Origin of the sequence: Escherichia sp. E4930 (assembly GCF_005845405.1) — a bacterium.
Taxonomy (GTDB): Bacteria; Pseudomonadota; Gammaproteobacteria; order Enterobacterales; family Enterobacteriaceae; genus Escherichia.
On record NZ_VCDZ01000003.1, the window covers coordinates 597843 to 616185 of the forward strand.

Below are 18343 nucleotides of genomic sequence, written 5' to 3' on the forward strand. Positions count from 1 at the left end.
GCATTAATCCCTTCGAATTGCTGAATATGCCGATCAGTGAAATTCCCTTGCTGGTCAGTCAGGCAAACAGGATAGAGCAGGAGAAACGCACACATGGCTGAATTTGAGCTTAAGGCGTTGATCACCGGTGTCGACAGGCTTTCACCCGCGCTGTCGAAAATGCAAAAGAAAATCCGGGGATTTAAACGCCAGGCGGAAGAAGCGTCACAGGGTGGGCTGGCGCTTGGTGGAGGACTGGCAGCGGGGCTGACGCTTTCCCTGAAATCTTATGCCGATCAGGAAAACGCCGCCACCGGGCTGAAAGTCGCCATGATGGATGCGAATGGCGAGGTTGGAAAGAGCTTTCAGGACATCAATAAACTGGCTATTGGCCTGGGTAACCAGCTTCCCGGTACAACGGCTGATTTCCAGAACATGATGCAGATGCTGGTGCGTCAGGGGATCCCGGCAGAAAACATTCTGGGTGGTGTGGGTAAAGCGACAGCTTATCTTGCGGTACAACTGAAAAAAACACCGGAAGCGGCTGCTGAGTTTGCTGCAAAGATGCAGGATGCTACCGGAACGGCGTCAGAAGACATGATGGGGCTGTTCGACACTATCCAGAAGGCGTTTTATCTGGGCGTTGACGATACCAACATGTTGTCCTTCTTCACTAAAACCAGCTCTGTTCTGAAGATGGTGAATAAGGACGGTCTTCAGGCTGCACAGAGTCTTGCCCCCATCAGTGTCATGATGGATCAGATGGGGATGAACGGGGAGTCGGCAGGTAATGCCCTGCGAAAAGTTATCCAGTCCGGATTAAGCGTTAAGAAAATCAGGGACGTCAATAAAATCATGGCCCGCCAGAAACTCGGGGTACAGCTCGATTTTACTGATGGCAAAGGGAGTTTTGGCGGTCTTGATAACATGTTTAAGCAACTGGCAAAGCTGCGAAAACTGACCGACGTTAAGCGAACAGGTGTACTTAAGGCAATATTTGGTGATGATGCCGAAACCCTTCAGGTGGTCAATGCTCTGATCGATAAAGGAAAGGATGGTTACGATCAGATCCAGCAGAAGATGAATAAACAGGCCAGCCTGAATAAACGTGTTCAGGCACAGCTTGGTACGCTGTCCAACCTGTGGGAGGCAATGACGGGGACCGCAACTAACGGTCTTGCAGCTATTGGCGGCGCATTTTCTGGTGACGCTAAAAATATCACGCAATGGCTGGGGGAGTTGGGGGAAAAATTCACGAAGTTTGCGGATGAAAATCCCCGGGTTATTCGCGGCGTCGTCGGGCTTGCTGCCGGTCTTGCGATTCTGAAACTGGGATGGATGGGCGTGGGCAGTGCCATCAGTATTGTCAGCAGGATCATGTCGATGACGCCGATTGGCATGATTGCGACGGCGATTGCTCTGGCTGCGGGATTAATTATCACTAACTGGGATGTTGTCGGACCTTATTTCAAGAAGCTCTGGGAAACCATTGGTCCTTATTTTGAGGCTGGCCGGGAACTTCTGAAGAAGGTTTTTGCCTGGTCGCCGCTGGGGATGGTGATCAATAACTGGGGACCGGTTGTTAAGTGGTTTCAGGATATGTGGGATAAGCTGAAGCCGATTATTGAATGGTTTACCGACAGTTCCGGTGACACGGACGATACCATTAACTCGGCGCAGTGGGGCGCGGGTGCTTATGATGCTTATGGGACGGGAATACCGGCACGGGGATACACTCCTTATCCGGCGGTGGATCCGGCTCAGGCAAACAACGCCTCCGATGCCACAGGCTCGAATCCCTTCATGATTAATAAAGCTACCGCGCCAAAAGTTGATGGTGAGATCAAGGTATCATTTATAAATATGCCACCAGGTATGCGGGTTACGGAAACACGCTCCAGTGGCATTGATATAAATCACGATGTTGGCTATACCCGATTTTGGTAGGCAGGATTCCCCTCACATGTATTGCTGGTTGTAAGTCATAAATAGAGTGATAGAATTAATGCACATTTAGAAAAATGTTAATAGGCGAAAAATGAAAGGCTATATCACAGCAAGTGTAATTCTTGGAGCAGCGGCTATTTTTTCATCTCTCATAATCTCTGGCAACATCTCCTTTAAAGATGAACATATTATTCAGTTATCTGGAGGAGCCATAAAACTTGGTGATGTTTATAAAGAAAATAAATTGATAAGTGCAAAGATTATTTTTCCAGATAATCAGGGTGAACAGATTCTTGTTGTCGACGGCAATCCTGAAAACTTTAAGGAGGATTTTCAGGAGAAATTAAATAAAGTAATAAAAACTTTAAATGCGTCAAAGAAAAAAGATGAAGAGAAAGTTAGCCTGGATAATTTAAGTGTTATTGAAGAGTCTAAACTAGAGCTCGTTTCTGCGGTGCGTTACTCTGCTCAGTATGTTCCTATGTTTACTCTGACGCTGGACAAAAAAGAAATTACCATGCCTAAAAATACGGTAATATTTCCATTTGCCAGCGATGAAACAGCTAAGTATTTAAATGAACAACAGCAAAAGTATAAAGATTCGTTGTTTCTGACTCGCTAATTAATAAAATTCATTACAAGGCCACCTTCTAATAGGTGGCTTTTTTATTTTCGGAGTGTATATGACGTGGAAAGACAGGCTTCAGGATGCGTCATTTCGAGGTGTGCCGTTTAAGGTTGAAGAAGAAAGTGCGGGAACCGGTCGCCGTGTGGAAACACATGAATACCCGAACCGCGACAAGCCCTATACCGAAGATCTGGGAAAAGTCACTTTCCGCCCGTCCATCACAGCTTATGTGGTGGGAGATGACTGCTTTGACCAGCGCGATCGCCTGATTGAAGCGCTGAATAAACCAGGTCCCGGCACGCTTGTCCACCCGACATATGGTGAGCTGAAAGTCTGTGTTGACGGGGAAGTTCGGGTCAGCACATCGAAAAGTGAAGGGCGTATTGTCCGCTTTGACCTGAAGTTTGTCGAAGCGGGAGAACTCTCTTACCCCACATCAGGCGTGGCGACGGCGCAGACGCTGATGTCATCCTGTTCTGCACTGGATGACTGCATCAGTGACAGCTTCAGCGGTTTCAGTATCGATGGCGTGGCGGATTTTGTGCAGAACGACGTTATCGGTAATGCCAGCACAATGCTTGGGTATGTTTCTGATGCGATGAAAGTGGTGGATTCTGCTGTATCGGATGCCGCCAGGCTGTTGCAGGGGGATATCTCGGTACTTATGCCGCCGCCATCGTCAGGAAAAAATTTCGTTGAGCAGGTGCAGAAAATGTGGCGTACCGGGAAACGCCTTTATGGTAACGCCAGCGACCTGGTCACCATGATCAAAACGCTTTCTGGTGTCAGCCTCGGCAGCGATTTGCAACCGCGCGGCGTCTGGAAAACGGACAGTAAAACCACCGCCACAGCGACGCAGCAGCGTAACATGGTTGCCAGCACCCTTCGTACGACTGCAATCAGCGAAGCGGCGTATGCCGTTACCCGATTGCCTGCGCCAACAACTTCTGCGGTGATGCAGAATGCCGCAGTGGGGCAGTCAACAACACCCGCGCAGAGCTCCGGCTGGCCTGCCGTCACGCATCCGGTGCTGAACAATGCACCGGCGGTGAAAAACACGGTTGACCTGCCAACGTGGGAAGAACTGACCGACATTCGCGACACACTGAATACGGCAATTGATAAGGAGTTGTCCCGTACAACCAGTGATGCGCTGTTTCTGGCGCTGCGCCGGGTGAAAGCAGATCTGAATGCGGATATCAACACGCGCCTTGAACAGTCTGCTCGGATCATTCAGCGCACGCCGGATGAGGTTTTACCCGCGCTGGTGCTGGCGGCGACTTGGTTTGATAACGCGGCGCGTGACGCGGACATTATCCGGCGTAATGCCATTACGCATCCCGGCTTTGTGCCGGTGATCCCTCTGAAGGTGCCAGTGCAATGAACGACAATGTCACGCTACGGGTAAATGGCCGGGAGTGGAATGGCTGGACATCGGTGCGCATCGGTGCCGGTATTGAACGGCTGGCGCGGGATTTCAGTGTGGAGATCACCCGCCAGTGGCCGGGAGATGAGGGTATCACCACGCTTCAGCCGCGCATTAAAAACGGTTCAAAAGTGGAAGTGCTGATTGGTGATGAGCTGGTGATCACCGGCTGGGTGGAGGCGACTCCCGTTCGTTACGATGCCCGTTCGGTCAGCACCGGTATTGCCGGACGTAGTCTGACCGCTGACCTGATTGACTGTGCAGCCGAACCGACACAGTTTAACGGACGATCGCTGGTACAGATTGCGCAGGCGCTTGCTGCGCCTTTCGGCATTGAGGTGGTGAACAACGGTGCGCCGTCGGGCGTTATTCCTGATGTCCAGCCTGATCACGGCGAAACGGTGATTGAGGTGATCAACAAAATACTCGGTCAGCAGCAGGCACTGGCTTACGACGACCCGCACGGCAGGCTGGTGATTGGCGGTATTGGCTCAACGCGGGCACATACCGCGCTGGTACTCGGGGAAAACATCCTTTCCTGCGATACGGAGAAGAGTATCCGGGAGCGGTTTTCTGTTTACCAGGTGGCGGGGCAGCGTGCCGGAAACGACGATGATTTCGGTGAGGCCACCACCACCGCGCTGCGGGCCCGCACAGAGGACGCATTTATTTCCCGTTACCGTCCGATGTATATCAGGCAGACAGGGCAGGCCACGGGGGCAGGCTGTATTGCCCGTGCTGACTTTGAAGCCCGACAACGGGCGGCGCGGACGGATGAAACCACCTATGTGGTGCAGGGCTGGCGACAGGGTAACGGTACGCTGTGGCAGCCCAACCAGCGGGTGATTGTCTTCGATCCGGTCTGTGGTTTCGACAATACCGAACTGCTTGTCTCGGAAGTCACGTTTACTCAGGACCAGAACGGCACCCTGACGGAAATCCGTGTCGGCCCACCTGATGCTTATCTGCCTGAACCCGAAGCCCCCGGCGCGCGGAAAAAGAAAAAAGCCAGAGTACAGGAGGACCCGTTCTGATGAGTACGATTGAAGCCATGCAGCGACAACTCCTCGGCCTGATTGGGCGGGCCGTGGTGAAAAGCATCAGTGCCGCCACGAAATGTCAGACCGTGGATGTGTCCCTGATTGCCGGTGAACCCAAAGCCGGGGTTGAACATCTTGAACCCTACGGTTTTACCGCAAGGGCAAACAGCGGTGCGGAAGCGGTGGTGTTGTTTCCGGATGGCGACCGTTCTCATGCGGTGGTTGTTACGGTGTCGGACCGGCGCTACCGCCTGAAAGGGCTGCAGACGGGTGAGGTGGCTGTCTATGACGATCAGGGGCAGTCCGTGACGCTGACCCGGGAGGGGATCGTGGTGGACGGTGCAGGTAAAACGATCACGTTTTGCAATTCACCTAAAGCACGTTTTGAAATGGACCTTGAAGTGACCGGACAGGTGAAAGACCTGTGCGACTCCGGCGGCACCACCATGTCAGCGATGCGGCTTGCCTATAACGGGCATCGTCACAGAGAGAACGGTCAGGGCAGTAACACCGACAAACCTGATAAAGCGATGGAGGCATGATGGAACTGTGGCTGACGGTGAACGGTAAACGCACCTGCGCCAGCGCACCGCTGGATCCGCTGACCCGCGCCGTGGTGATTTCCCTGTTTACCTGGCGGCGGGCGGAGCCTGATGACAATGCCGACGTCCCGATGGGATGGTGGGGGGATACCTGGCCTGCGGTGACAGAATGACCGTTACGGCTCCCGACTGTGGCTGCTTCAGCGCAGCAAACTGACCAATCAACTGGTGCAGACGGTAAGGGGGTATATCCGCGAATGCCTGCAATGGATGATTGATGACGGCGTGGTGTCCCGTATTGATCTGGATATCCGCCGCACCGGGATTAATGAACTGGGTAACAGTATCACTCTCTGGCGTCGTGACGGACCGGTAATGATTTCTTTTGATTATCTGTGGAGTGCGATAACGCATGGCGGACAGTGAATTTCAGCGCCCGACGCTGGCAGAAAATATCAGTATGCTCCGTAACGATTTATTCGCCAGGCTGGACGTCAGCGACACGCTCCGGCGCATGGATGAAGACGTGCGGGCAAAGGTGTATGCGGCGGCGCTGCATACGGTTTACGGGTACATCGATTATCTGGCAATGAACATGCTGCCTGACCTGTGCGATGAGTCCTGGCTGGCGCGACATGCTGCGATGAAACGGTGTCCGCGCAAGGGGGCCACGGCTGCCAGCGGGTATATGCGCTGGGAAGGTGTCAGCGATGGCCTGAAGGTGACCGCCGGAAGTGTTATTCAGCGCGATGACCTGGTTCAGTACACGGCAACTGCCGATGCAACCAGCACCGGTGGTGTCCTGCGCGTGCCGATCGCCTGCTCAAGTGCAGGCGCGGTCGGTAACGCTGACGACGGTACGTCATTAATCCTGGTCACGCCGGTTAATGGTCTGCCGTCTTCCGGCGAGGCAGATACCCTGACAGGTGGATTTGATACTGAAGAGCTGGAAACGTGGCGCGCCCGCGTCATTGAGCGGTATTACTGGACGCCTCAGGGCGGGGCTGACGGGGACTATGTCGTCTGGGCTAAAGAAGTGCCCGGCATTACCCGCGCATGGACATACCGACACTGGATGGGAACGGGGACTGTCGGTGTGATGATTGCCAGCAGTGACCTGATTAACCCCATTCCGGAAGAATCAACGGAAACGGCGGCAAGACAACATATCGAGCCACTGGCCCCGGTGGCAGGCTCTGATTTGTATGTATTCAGGCCGGTGGCGCACAAAGTGGATTTTCATATCCGCGTGACGCCGGACACACCGGAAATACGGGCTGCCATCACCGCGGAGTTGCGTTCATTCCTGCTGCGTGATGGTTATCCGCAGGGAGAGCTTAAGGTATCGCGTATCAGTGAAGCGATTTCCGGTGCGAACGGGGAATACAGCCATCAGTTGCTTGCTCCGGCGGACAATATCTCCATTGCAAAAAATGAACTGGCGGTACTGGGGACGATTTCATGGACGTGACAAACGATGATTACATCCGCCTGTTATCGGCACTGTTGCCGCCCGGTCCGGCGTGGTCAGCCAGCGATCCGGCGATTGCCGGTGCGGCACCGTCATTAACCCGTGTTCATCAGCGTGCGGATGCCCTGATGCGGGAGCTGGATCCGCGCACCACCACTGAACTGATAAACCGCTGGGAGCGTCTGTGCGGTCTGCCGGATGAATGTATTCCGGCGGGAACGCAGACCCTTCGCCAGCGTCAGCAACGGCTGGATGCGAAGGTTAACCTGGCGGGCGGCATCAACGAGGATTTTTATCTTGCACAGCTTGCTGCCCTGGGCAGACCAGATGCCACCATCACGCGATACGACAAAAGCACGTTCACCTGCTCATCGGCCTGTACTGACGCGGTGAATGCGCCGGAATGGCGGTATTACTGGCAGGTCAACATGCCAACCACCACCAACACCAACACCACCTGGATGACATGTGGCGATCCCTGTGATTCCGCACTGCGTATCTGGGGTGACACCGTTGTCGAGTGTGTGCTTAACAAACTCTGCCCGTCGCATACCTACGTAATTTTTAAATATCCGGAGTAATCCATGCATCGTATAGACACGAAAACCGCGCAGAAGGATAAGTTCGGCGCGGGTAAGAACGGTTTTACCCGTGGTAACCCCCAGACTGGCACGCCTGCCACCGATCTGGATGATGACTACTTTGATATGTTGCAGGAAGAACTCTGCAGCGTGGTGGAGGCATCCGGTGCCAGCCTGGAGAAGGCGCGGCACGACCAGTTGCTTACCGCGCTTCGTGCGCTGCTGTTAAGCCGCAAGAATCCGTTTGGCGATATCAAATCGGATGGCACGGTGAAAACGGCTCTCGAAAACCTTGGTTTGGGAGAAGCGGCAAAACGGAATGTGGGCAACGGGGAAAACCAAATCCCTGATATGTCTTTCTGGACGGTTACTGGTGGCAATGGAAATTTTGTGATTCGTCAACCTGACGGGCTAATCACTCAGATGGTTACTGTAAGTATAAGCGGTCCAGTGGCGATGAATGGAATGACTGATAATGCTTATGCCATTACAGGTTCTAATAAGTCTTATATTGCCACAGCCACATTGCCCTTTGTATTTCCTAATAAGGTGCTGGGCGTTATCCCTCTGGTATCAACAACAACCTATGGTGGTGTATCCAGTAATATTACAGGTTCATACGCGACGGCGGTTTGTTCTTTTGCCGCTGTCCGGGGGAATAATACGATTGTATTCAAAGTCGACAAACCACTGAATGCAGCCTTTCCTTCAGATACCAGCGTCTCAGCGTTAATCATTGGACGGTAATAATGAACTCAGTATTCTTTTCACCCGGAAGTAAAAGTTTTTATCTACAAGAATTGTTTCCAGAATATGAGGATGCGGGAACGCTTCCAGATGATGTTATTGAAATTACCCGAGAAACATATGAGCAATTTCTTGGGCTGCATCCAGAAGGGAAAGAAATTGGCGCTGACAGTTCAGGACGGCCAATATGGATTAATTCCCCACCGCCTTCAAAAGAGGATGAGGTGTTGATGGCTGAAATGAAAAAAATATCTTTGGTTTCAGAAGCCAATACCTACATCAACACCCATCAGTGGCCTGGCAAAGCTGCTATTGGTCGTCTGAAAGGTAACGAGCTGGAGCAATATAATTTATGGCTGGATTATCTAGACGCACTGGAACTGGTTGATCCCTCCAGTGCTCCAGATATTGAATGGCCTACGCCTCCGGCAGTTCAGGCCAGATGACATTCGGCGCGGTGCTGGTATCTGTTGCCGTCACCGCGTCAATGTAATCCAGCACAGCGTTAAGCCGGGTTGTTTCTGCCTGCGTCAGTTTCCGTCCGGCCTGTAATTTCAGCTGAATCAGACTAATGGAAGCCATTGCAGCATCAATCAGTGACTGGCGCTGTGCTTCTGCCGCGTCTACTGCGGCGCTATGCTGTGCCTCAGTATCGGTCACCCATTTCTCACCATCCCATTTATCGTATGGCGTTAATGGGGCGATAGTGGTTGTATTTTCAGGGTAATCACCCGGAGCTGTGATTTCTTTTGATTCTCCTGTTTCAGTGCTATAGACCGTTTCACCGCGATGGTCTGGCACATATTCCCATGAGTTAAAATCTGCAGAACGGCAAATTGCATAACCAGCTTTATATGAGCCAGGAGCATCTAAACAGGAACTTGCCGGGATACCGACGCCGACAGCGATATATTCATTTGATGTGGAAATATATTCCCGTGTTTCGCCATCATAGTTATAGACGGTAATATTCCCCGCCTTCGTGGCAATAAGCTCGATATTTAATACGGCTTTATTCATCAGGCTGCCCTCACGATATAGTTAAATGCAATATTCCGTGGGCGAGTATCGGCAGGAACGACATACATTTCACCAATTGCCCGCTCATTAGAGTTGTTCAGCAATAGGCTTGAGCCATTACTGTCATGACCCGTAATTAAGATATCATTGGACAAAATAAGTGAGCCTGTACCTGCAGGAATACCATAAATTCCCATATCAAATTTAATATAACCAACACGCGCGCTCTGTGCAGACATAACGCTGCGACCAGTATCTACTGAACGACCGTCATCCCAGCCACGAATAAACTCACCGCGTAAATCAGGCAATTTATTTGTCGGGTAAGCCTTTGCCAGTTCTGGGTATTCTTCAGCGGAAAAAGCCGCACCATTGCATTTCAGCCAGCCTGTTGGCGGAGTGGCTGAAGGCCACGGAACAGGGACACCAACAGGTAATGCAGAGCCTTCTCCCAAACCAACGTTTATGAAAATGCAGAAATAACGAGCAAATGGCATCATTCCTGCTTTTGTCAGGGAGATCCACCATGCTTATTGGCTATGTACGCGTATCAACAAATGACCAGAACACCGATCTACAACGTAATGCGTTGAACTGTGTAGGATGTGAACTGATTTTTGAAGACAAGATAAGCGGTACGAAGTCCGAAAGGCCCGGACTGAAAAAACTGCTCAGGACATTATCGGCAGGTGACACTCTGGTTGTCTGGAAGCTGGACAGGTTGGGGCGCAGTATGCGGCATCTTGTTACGCTGATAGAAGAGTTGCGCCAGCGTGGCGTGAATTTCCGAAGCCTGACTGACAGTATTGATACCAGTACCCCAATGGGCCGTTTCTTTTTTCATGTCATGGGAGCCCTGGCTGAAATGGAACGAGAACTGATTGTTGAACGAACAAAAGCTGGACTGGAAGCTGCTCGCGCACAGGGACGAATTGGTGGACGTCGTCCCAAACTTACACCAGAACAATGGGCGCAGGCCGGGCGATTAATTGCATCAGGCGTTCCTCGCCAGAAGGTGGCGATCATCTATGATGTTGGTGTATCGACACTGTATAAGATGTTTCCGGTCGGAGATAAATGAAACCGCAGGCTCGTCGTATGCAAGAACGTGCTGCGGCTGGCTGGTGAACTTCCGATAGTGCGAGTATTGAATGATTTACAGCCGTTATTGATTTTACATATTTTTTGTATGAAAGGATTAGCGCTTCCTCCCACCGATCCTCCATGACTTTACGCCACTGTCTCTAGGACTGCTATGTGCCAGTAGCAGACTAGTGATCGCTAGGCTTGAATTCATTCGTATTAGCGCCAAGTGGATAATAAATGGTGAAATCCATTAGTCATTACTTTATCATAAGCTCGTTATATAAAGATTTTAGTATTCGTAATTCTTTTCTTTGTTTAAGATGATGAAAATTATATGATATGATATGATATGATATGATGTGAAGAAGTATAGAGGGATTAATCATCATGAAAAAAATAATATATACTTTTTCTTTGGCTGTGGCTTTATTATTGGCGTTAAGATGTATCGCCTATATTGATTTTTCTGAAAAAGACATGATCAAGTCAATCATTCCTGCTTGGATTCAAGCCATTGGTAGCATTTTAGCAATTATTATTGCCGGTATGATCTCGGCCAATCAAATTAAACATGAGAAACAGCTTGAAAAGAGAAAGGTAGCAGAGTCAGATTTGTCTAAAATGCATATAGTAAGAGCGCTGATAATACGTTCGTTAACTTTAATGAATGAGGTTCGTCAGGCAATTGAGCGTGGCGAAGAAAGCGACTTTCAGCAAGTGTCTCCTTGGACTATGCGTAATACAAAACGTGCAATTGATAATTTAAATTTATTTGAAATACCAGAGGGGATGTTAGCTCTAGATCTGTTGGCTATAGGTCCATCTCTCGAGGAAATAGCAACCTTATGGGAGCGGTGTATGGAGGAGTCACTACATACTGAAAATAACAAGCCAACTATTGATTCTTACAATGAGCTTGATCAAGGCTCTCAAGAGGTTTTGAAAATATGTGAAGCCGCTTTTAAATTGGCTACACAAGAGGTTAATCGGCTTGCAGCTATCGTTAAAGAGTAACTTTCACATAGGAATTTATTTTATATGTGCTCTTAGAGTACATTACTTTTAGTAATTTGTACTCTTTGGTTGTATATGCCGACAACGATATAGGTTTTAAAGTATTACTGTGAATTTATGGGGTAACACCATTATAAGCCGATTAATCCTCCTAGATTACTTACCTATCCTTGAAGAACTGTCCTACAGCCCGCTTCGTGTCATAAGCGGCTGTAGGCATAGAATAACTAATCAATCATTAGAGTGAGACTATTTTCAGCTTTGGTGAGGTGGGATGATGATTGCTTTAGAGTTTAATAGGACACTCCGGTCGCTCCCTTCGTATCTGGATGTAAAGCCCCCTATTTTTTCTCCAAAACCTTACCTTATCTACAAGAAAACTAAGAATCTCCGGGTGATCCAACTTCTGTTGGGTCATAAGAAACTGGAAAGTACAGTCCGTTATCTGGGCATTGAAGTCGATGATGCGTTAGAGATTTCTGAATCGATTGAAGTCTAAGGTTGTCAGGGCTGCAACGGCAGCCCTGTGCCAAAAGCAGAAGTAGCCTAAGCACTTTTATATGAAAATTCGGCGATTTGCCTGCTTGATATTTGGCATCCGTTTACACCTTGATGTCGCTAAAAAAGCATAAAGAGTGTTTAATCCAAACATGGCCATTCCCCATATAAGATGATAGCTGTCGACAGCGACAGTATATGATCTTACAATAAGACGCTGTATGGGGTGGAGCTAGTGTCACTGGACGTAATCAAGAAGGTAGCGGTGCTCAAATGAGCACAAGCACTTCGGTACGATGTTAGATGTCAGACACGACGCTTCGCCTCATACAAATGATCTTCTACGAGCAACCTCATGCACTGAATAAAATACGCTAACGTCTTGCTTCAATATGCCTTTATGGAATAATTGTGTCCTTTCAATAATTACCCTAACTACAGCAGCATCTCGAGCATAGAAAGTAGCGTTACATGTTCGACTTTCATACCACCGTCTTCTTAATTGCCCAACACTTTTTTCATCCGTGAAGGTTATCTTTTTTGACTCACTTTGAGTTGTTTTAAGCAAGATTCTCATAGCTACAGGTAGTAAAATTAAGGACTGTATTTTTGTCTCACTAGGTCGGCTTTTTCTAGTTATGTGCTCCCATCCTCTACGGGTAAAAACAACCTGAAAAGGGTTTAAAGGCGATTTAGATTCTTTCATAAGATTTTTATAATACTCTTTTGCTATTAAATACAAATTCTCTGCATAAGGGCTTATTTTTGAAAATGCTGTTTCATCTATTGCAGGTGATGTGGGGATATTTGCTGACAAACGAGGCAGGCTCCTTAATCTTGCCCACTGCCAACATAAATTATATATATTAACTTTAGCTGCAGCATCAAACTTATCCTTAATTTCAAAGTGTATTGAACCATCTGAAAGTTTGTTTTTTTCTGAACGTAAATTCGTCCAGTACGCTACGGGGTCCCCTTTGGTAATCCTCGGAGGAATAACGTTTATCATTATAACTGGCCCCGGATAAGCACGCCAACGACTCATATGCAAATCAATATGCTTCTTGCCTAAATTCAAATTATAATCTTTACTTGGTACCTGAGAAACATAACCTGTTTTAATTTGTGCAAAAATAATATCCCCTGTTGAATTGGCTGTTTGTTTGTGCTTTCTGATTTTTAGGAGAAGGATAACATCGACACCATCATCATTATGTGCCGAGAGTACTTCCAAACCAGCACCCCACAATCCTTCAACAATCCATTGCACCCAAGCGACTCCAATCTGACCTTGATGGTTTGTATCTATTTTTTTATTCATGTACCCTCTTATTAAAAAATTAACAATACTTATTTATTCACATAACGCCTTAAAGTACTATATTAGATCTATTTTAAACACCTTTTATTAAAAATGAAATCGGGCTATGCAATTGACTACCTGAATGTTGGCAGTTGCGTCATCTAGCCCCCCTCTCAGATTGAAGGAGTGTGAAAATGTCACCTGATTTAATCGCGTTATTCCAAGTATTGAGAATGCAGTCACTGCCCATCTCCCCTGGAGCTAAGTTAACAAACTATGGGTTGCTGAAAAATGTCCGCTCCTCGCTCATAACAGACATTCACTCCAGTTATGACGGAAAGGTATGCATGCTGGGTGTGGGGAAGCAGCGAAAGAAAAGAAGACTGCTTCGCCGTTTGTCGTCACGTTTATCTTCATTAGCTATGCGAGTCGTAATACAAGATGGGACAAAACTGAGACACATAAGGCCTCACAATGGCTTGCAAGGCTTTACATGTTTTGATGTGGTGGGACGTGTGAGCGCAGTGTTGATGGGGTAATGCTTTGAATTAGAATCGGATTCTTATAATTCGTAATGCGAAGGTCGTAGGTTCGACTCCTATTATCGGCACCATTTAAATCAATAAGTTACCCCATATTTAAATACACCACGTTTCCTCCTGTGCCGTATTTGTGCCATTGCGACTTATGATCGTGCCGATTTTGCTTGCGTGCTCGGGGAGATGCCCGGCTGAAAGGTGAGCGTATCTCTGAACCTTTTTGAGAGTTTCCCATCCTCCCATCTCTTTAAGTGCAAGAAGAGAGACTCCGGACTGAACCAGCCAGCTTGCCTTTGCTATCAAAGTACCTTGAGGACCAGATGATTTCTGGCGATATTTACAGCGCTTCCGCAATGAGTTTTTCTCTGTGCCGCCAGAGACGTTCCTCGCTTTTTCAGCACCGCAATAATGTAGGCGGAATGCCAGTCCTGTTGCATCATGCGGCCACCTCACTGATAAATTTTACGCCGTCGGCGGTACGCAGCCAGCGCGGGGCTTTGAGTCCTTCCGTGAAATACCAGACCAGCTCACACAGCAGCCCGGTCAGGGTTTGCTCCATTTTTGGTTCCGCCGGACGTTCCAGCAGAAGCTGGAGTAGTGCGAGGCAGTATTCGCACAAGGAATCAGGTTCGGAAATAAAGTGCTCTGGTGTGGCGGGAAGGGTATCCACGGTCAGGCTTTCGGTAAGATGCGGTGGGATGGGGTCGTGTAGTGTGGGTTGCAATAGCGCAAGAGCCGCGTAAAGCCGCCCACAGAGCGCCAGTCGTAGCGCTGGATCGTCGGTTTCAATCAGGGTTTCGGCAAAGCGGGCGCAGTAGTCAGCAAGGACAGTGAAATCCGTGGTGGCATTGAAGGGAACGGACAGCAGATCGAGTAAACCGCAGTCAGGGGTGAGGGTTGTAGCCATGGGGCAACCTCCGATGAGTAATGTTTACCACCACCAGAGGTTCCAATCTCTTGGGTGGCGGAACCGGACGGGGTTGGAACTACCGGCCTCATCGACACCGGCGCGTCTTGCGACGCCCCCGCCCGGCCCGCCATTGAGGTGTAGCCGAACGCACGACACAAAAAAAGCGCTAACGCGCCATATGTCGTCGATGAAGTAATTCAGGGTTCCAATCCCGACGCCTGATTTTGCAGGCGCGGGAGAAAGATACTGCGATTGGTCATGAGTGGCAAGGGCTACATCATGTTTACCGACATCTCACGCAAAAATACCCTGATTATTAATAGCGAAAATCAGTTTCTTATTTTGGCGGTAGCTTTTTGCGGTTCTTTGCCAACTGGAATCCTTCAGGTAACGGTTTGAATTTATCGCCGCCTTTAGGCCAGCGTTTTGCCCTGCTCTGAAATGCCCTTAACGAGTCGATATCCAGCGTTGCAGCGACCACAAAGTCATTATCACCGCCCTTCACACGAGCAATATCACGCATAAAGGGTTCTTTTGCCGGGGAACGTACGCGACTATCGCCGTATTTTCGGTTATTCACTAAAATAGTATAGGCATGAATATCCAGCGCTGCTGATTCAATCAACGATGCAAACGTATCTAGATCTTTATTCCAGCTCAATACCATTAATGCATCGAGTGCGCCCTGAAAACGGATCCTCGCTTTACTATTCTGGAGTTCAGAGCAAATCATAACGCCAAAATTGACGCCGTGATGAATATATACCGGCTTACGTTGTTTAACATTAAGTGTCGAGTCCCAAGACTTACCATAAGTTGAAAATAATGCCTCATCTTCACCTACGGCGGGTTCCAGCTTGGGTTGCCATATTTTGACACTCGCTGGATAGCCGAGTCTATTATCTGAAAGGACAAGTACGGCCTCACTCTTCAGTTGATTATCGTCTAAGTGGCGGTATTCTGTTCCCGCAATTAGACTGATACCCGCCGAACTCAAACGATCAGCAATACTGTTAACCCAGCGTAACGGGATTGAAAGCTCAGGGAATAAAACATAATCAGGTTTAGGAGATAGTTTCAATGTTGCATTAACCAGTTCAGAAATCCGCTGGTACCTTGAACGGGACAAGTTAGATTTATTGCAGGCCATTTTAGCCCAGTCGTCCTCCTCTGTTTTAATGCTGGTTAGCGCAACGACAACTTTATGTTTCCTGTCTGTGCCAATATGAATAAATTTCTTAGGCCGAGCTTTTTTTGTCGCTTCATCTGAGTCCTGCTCCGATGCTAGTAACGTCGGTTTGATCCATACTCCGCGTAATGCTTGAGTATATTTTGCCCAAATGGTGGACGGTCTCTCATCTGGTTTTTTGTCGGATGTGGAGGGTAATCCAACACATTCGGGGGCCAGTTCTGATATTTCAGCGGGTGTTAAAGGACGTGTAGGGAAAATGTAAGGCAGGTAACTTTCGTTCTTACGATTTCCTTTAGCCACTTTTTCCAGTCGGGTATTCTTGGTTGATTTCAAAAATAGCTTAATAACGTCAATATCAATAAGCGATGAGTCGCTCATTAATTTCAGTATTTTAACTTCTTTTTTACTATCACGCTGATTAACAAGTTTTTCTGCCGACTGACTCTTTACGATCTGTTTATAAGGTTCCTTTGCTAAATCAGCTCGAGCTACCAATGGCGCTTTTAAATAAAAATCTGCTGAATCAAAGCGAAGATCCAGTAAATCCTTTAGATTCGTCAGACTTTGTGAAATATGATTAAAAAATGTATCCGCAAGGCACTCTTCTTTCTTTGACCGTTTATCAAGAAATAATCTGTCAGGACTGTAATATCGTGTCGCTGCATCAACAAATAACCAGCTTAATGTGCCTTTTATACAGCGCCAAAGATCATTTACTGCTCGAGTTTTGCAACCATTTATATTCACTTCTTTACCTGAAGTAATCACCGATGCCAACAGGTTGATGGATTCGTAAGCTTTAAGTACAATTTTTTCCGCGTGCTGCCATTCATTCATACTGATAGCAAAGCCAAGCAGCCTTGGCAGATAACTAAAATGTGCAAATAGATTATCAGCCCTAAGAATATGGTTGTAGGCAAACTGATAAAACTCTTCCCGCTGTTCTTTCCATTCACTTGGAGGCAGATCTCGTGCCAGTGTTTCAACGTAGCGTAATTGCAGTGACCAGCCCAAACGCCGAATGGTTAATCCATCCGCACGGCGCAGAGTATCGGCATTTTCACCTACACTACCGGCAGCGGAAAGGACTTTAGCTGCGGTAGAGTGTTCCAGTTGATCCGGTGAAGGCATCAAGCGGTGTTCACTAGAAAGCTCGTAGATCTCCTTTTCGATACTGTCGAGCAGGTCTATTCCAGCCCTCCCTTGAAGCACGAAAAGTTTTTGCTTATCGGATTGTAACTGGATGGTGGTCTTACCCTGGAAATGCTCGCCCTGCTGTATTTGCCATATTTGTTTTTGCTCGTTTTTCAAATAAACGCAATCATTGCCAAGCCTATCTTGCAGCAATAACATAAATTCGTAATTATTAGTAATTTTCCCTGTATCGCGTATTACAAGGAACATATCATCGACATAACGACCGTAGTGAATTGGTGATAGTTTTTCAATGACTAATTTATCCCAATGGTGTAGCAATATATTTGAAATGATCCGACTGGCTGTTAATCCAATGACCAGACCACCATTAATAACAGGTGTTTTGTACGCTATTTTCTTTCCAAATGCCGCTGCGCCGTCAGACCAGTGCTTTAAGAATACGGCTAACTGTGCAGTAAACGCTTTTTCATCCTCAGTCAGTTTTATGTTTAGTGTGTTATAGAGATCATCAGAGGTTATAGCCAGTGGATCAATAAAATGATAGTAACTTTTTAAATCCAGTGAGGCGGCGATAATGTCACGATCTTTTTCCAACTCGTCACGTATAGCTTTTAAGCCATCACCACGCCATTTTTGGTAGGGCTGGAAGTAGGGGCTAAAAGAACCCACGGCACTGATATGGAATGGATTATCCTGCTCATTGCTAAATAATTGATCATTACGAATACGTTTTAGCCGCGCGCCATAGCAACAGTTATCTAAGCTGGCATCAAATTTATGCCCGACCATGTTAATCCATAGTGCAGAGATAATGTGACTATCAACCGGGAAGTCACCAATAATACGAAACTCTGGTATCAGATCAAAATTATTAAATAAATGGTCGGCTGCTCGTTTAGGATTAGAAAAGTGGACGTGTCCATTTTGGGATTCATGTTTTTTCTTTGTGGTTAATTTTTTCGGTAACAAACGAAATTTGCCAATCAACTTCTTATTGCTACTGAATCCATCTTCGCTCTGCAAAAGATCTAAGAGTTTTTGCAGGTTTTCAAGTAATTCCTGCTCATACTCGGCAAATTTGATAGCAACAGGAAATGTATTCTCAAAGAAGCTATCGGCTTTTGCCTTCCGGTAAGCGACCAGAAGGTCTTCAATCGTCAGATCATCCCAGCCAGTGAAAATTGCCTGATATGTCATGCGTTATCGTCCTTAGATTACAGTCTGTACAGAATTAGCCAGCCGTTTCATGCCCGAAGGGGTGC

General features: G+C 47.9%; 17 protein-coding genes and 3 pseudogenes. 13 read left to right on the plus strand and 7 right to left on the minus strand.

Annotated features, from left to right (window positions below):
* The first annotated feature begins 93 nt into the window (after positions 1 to 93).
* The 10 genes and pseudogenes from FFT88_RS06425 to FFT88_RS06470 all read left to right on the plus strand — a co-directional run bounded on the left by FFT88_RS06425 (position 94) and on the right by FFT88_RS06470 (position 8807).
* Positions 94 to 1926 carry a phage tail tape measure protein gene (locus tag FFT88_RS06425; protein WP_135404400.1) on the plus strand — a complete coding sequence of 611 codons (1833 nt, stop codon included), beginning with the start codon at positions 94 to 96 and terminating at the stop codon, positions 1924 to 1926.
* A gap of 91 nt (positions 1927 to 2017) precedes the next feature.
* Positions 2018 to 2548, plus strand: coding sequence for a hypothetical protein (locus FFT88_RS06430; RefSeq protein WP_000679479.1), 531 nt, complete (start codon positions 2018 to 2020; stop codon positions 2546 to 2548).
* A 61-nt stretch (positions 2549 to 2609) separates the two neighbouring features.
* Positions 2610 to 3938 carry a DNA circularization N-terminal domain-containing protein gene (locus FFT88_RS06435; RefSeq protein WP_024182267.1) on the plus strand — a complete coding sequence of 443 codons (1329 nt, stop codon included), beginning with the start codon at positions 2610 to 2612 and terminating at the stop codon, positions 3936 to 3938.
* Positions 3935 to 5014 (plus strand): phage baseplate assembly protein, encoded by a 1080-nt coding sequence (locus FFT88_RS06440; protein ID WP_000999501.1) that lies wholly within the window; start codon positions 3935 to 3937, stop codon positions 5012 to 5014. The genes FFT88_RS06435 and FFT88_RS06440 overlap by 4 nt, the downstream gene beginning before the upstream one ends.
* On the plus strand, positions 5014 to 5562 hold the full coding sequence (locus tag FFT88_RS06445) for a phage baseplate assembly protein V (protein ID WP_074558911.1): 549 nt from the start codon (positions 5014 to 5016) through the stop codon (positions 5560 to 5562). Before FFT88_RS06440 ends, FFT88_RS06445 begins: the two co-directional genes overlap by 1 nt.
* Positions 5562 to 5988, plus strand: a pseudogene (locus FFT88_RS06450) (phage GP46 family protein). The gene FFT88_RS06445 and the pseudogene FFT88_RS06450 overlap by 1 nt, the downstream one beginning before the upstream one ends.
* A complete protein-coding gene (locus tag FFT88_RS06455; protein WP_000785318.1) occupies positions 5975 to 7033 on the plus strand; it encodes a baseplate J/gp47 family protein in 1059 nt (352 codons plus the stop codon). Before FFT88_RS06450 ends, FFT88_RS06455 begins: the two are co-directional and overlap by 14 nt.
* On the plus strand, positions 7024 to 7614 hold the full coding sequence (locus FFT88_RS06460; RefSeq protein ID WP_000383553.1) for a YmfQ family protein: 591 nt from the start codon (positions 7024 to 7026) through the stop codon (positions 7612 to 7614). The genes FFT88_RS06455 and FFT88_RS06460 overlap by 10 nt, the downstream gene beginning before the upstream one ends.
* Before the next feature lie 3 nt (positions 7615 to 7617).
* The gene (locus tag FFT88_RS06465) at positions 7618 to 8361 is read left to right on the plus strand and encodes a hypothetical protein (RefSeq protein ID WP_096981904.1); all 744 of its coding nucleotides are present in this window, start codon (positions 7618 to 7620) and stop codon (positions 8359 to 8361) included.
* Positions 8362 to 8363: 2 nt separating this feature from the next.
* On the plus strand, positions 8364 to 8807 hold the full coding sequence (locus tag FFT88_RS06470; RefSeq protein WP_001089533.1) for a tail fiber assembly protein: 444 nt from the start codon (positions 8364 to 8366) through the stop codon (positions 8805 to 8807).
* On the opposite strand, the gene FFT88_RS06475 is transcribed toward FFT88_RS06470, so the two are convergent.
* Positions 8779 to 9381, minus strand: coding sequence for a tail fiber assembly protein (locus FFT88_RS06475; protein ID WP_096981905.1), 603 nt, complete (start codon positions 9379 to 9381; stop codon positions 8779 to 8781). The genes FFT88_RS06470 and FFT88_RS06475 overlap by 29 nt on opposite strands.
* Positions 9381 to 9878, minus strand: a complete 498-nt coding sequence (locus FFT88_RS06480; protein WP_032223436.1) for a phage tail protein — start codon at positions 9876 to 9878, stop codon at positions 9381 to 9383. Before FFT88_RS06480 ends, FFT88_RS06475 begins: the two co-directional genes overlap by 1 nt.
* Positions 9879 to 9907: 29 nt before the next feature.
* On the opposite strand from FFT88_RS06480, the gene pinE reads away from it, so the two are divergent.
* The 3 genes from pinE (at position 9908) to FFT88_RS25560 (ending at position 11980) form a co-directional block, all read left to right on the plus strand.
* A complete protein-coding gene (pinE, locus tag FFT88_RS06485; RefSeq protein ID WP_000905044.1) occupies positions 9908 to 10462 on the plus strand; it encodes a site-specific DNA recombinase in 555 nt (184 codons plus the stop codon).
* Positions 10463 to 10854: 392 nt separating this feature from the next.
* Positions 10855 to 11481 carry a hypothetical protein gene (locus FFT88_RS06490; protein WP_000721149.1) on the plus strand — a complete coding sequence of 209 codons (627 nt, stop codon included), beginning with the start codon at positions 10855 to 10857 and terminating at the stop codon, positions 11479 to 11481.
* A 394-nt stretch (positions 11482 to 11875) separates the two neighbouring features.
* Positions 11876 to 11980 (plus strand): hypothetical protein, encoded by a 105-nt coding sequence (locus FFT88_RS25560; RefSeq protein WP_024189247.1) that lies wholly within the window; start codon positions 11876 to 11878, stop codon positions 11978 to 11980.
* 324 nt (positions 11981 to 12304) lie between these two features.
* Here the strand turns inward: FFT88_RS25560 and FFT88_RS06500 are convergent, their stop codons facing one another.
* The 5 genes and pseudogenes from FFT88_RS06500 to FFT88_RS06520 all read right to left on the minus strand — a co-directional run bounded on the left by FFT88_RS06500 (position 12305) and on the right by FFT88_RS06520 (position 18278).
* Complete coding sequence (locus FFT88_RS06500) at positions 12305 to 13300, minus strand: DUF4365 domain-containing protein (protein WP_135404401.1); 996 nt, start codon at positions 13298 to 13300, stop codon at positions 12305 to 12307.
* Between the two features lie 620 nt (positions 13301 to 13920).
* A pseudogene (locus FFT88_RS25565) lies at positions 13921 to 14112 on the minus strand (integrase); the annotation flags it as partial.
* A gap of 49 nt (positions 14113 to 14161) precedes the next feature.
* Positions 14162 to 14261 (minus strand): annotated as a pseudogene (locus tag FFT88_RS06510) (transcriptional regulator); the annotation flags it as partial.
* The gene (locus FFT88_RS06515) at positions 14258 to 14728 is read right to left on the minus strand and encodes a hypothetical protein (protein ID WP_135404402.1); all 471 of its coding nucleotides are present in this window, start codon (positions 14726 to 14728) and stop codon (positions 14258 to 14260) included. The pseudogene FFT88_RS06510 and the gene FFT88_RS06515, both read right to left, overlap by 4 nt.
* A 340-nt stretch (positions 14729 to 15068) precedes the next feature.
* Entirely contained in the window at positions 15069 to 18278 is a 3210-nt protein-coding gene (locus tag FFT88_RS06520) for a hypothetical protein (protein ID WP_135404403.1), read from the minus strand.
* Positions 18279 to 18343 lie beyond the last annotated feature (65 nt).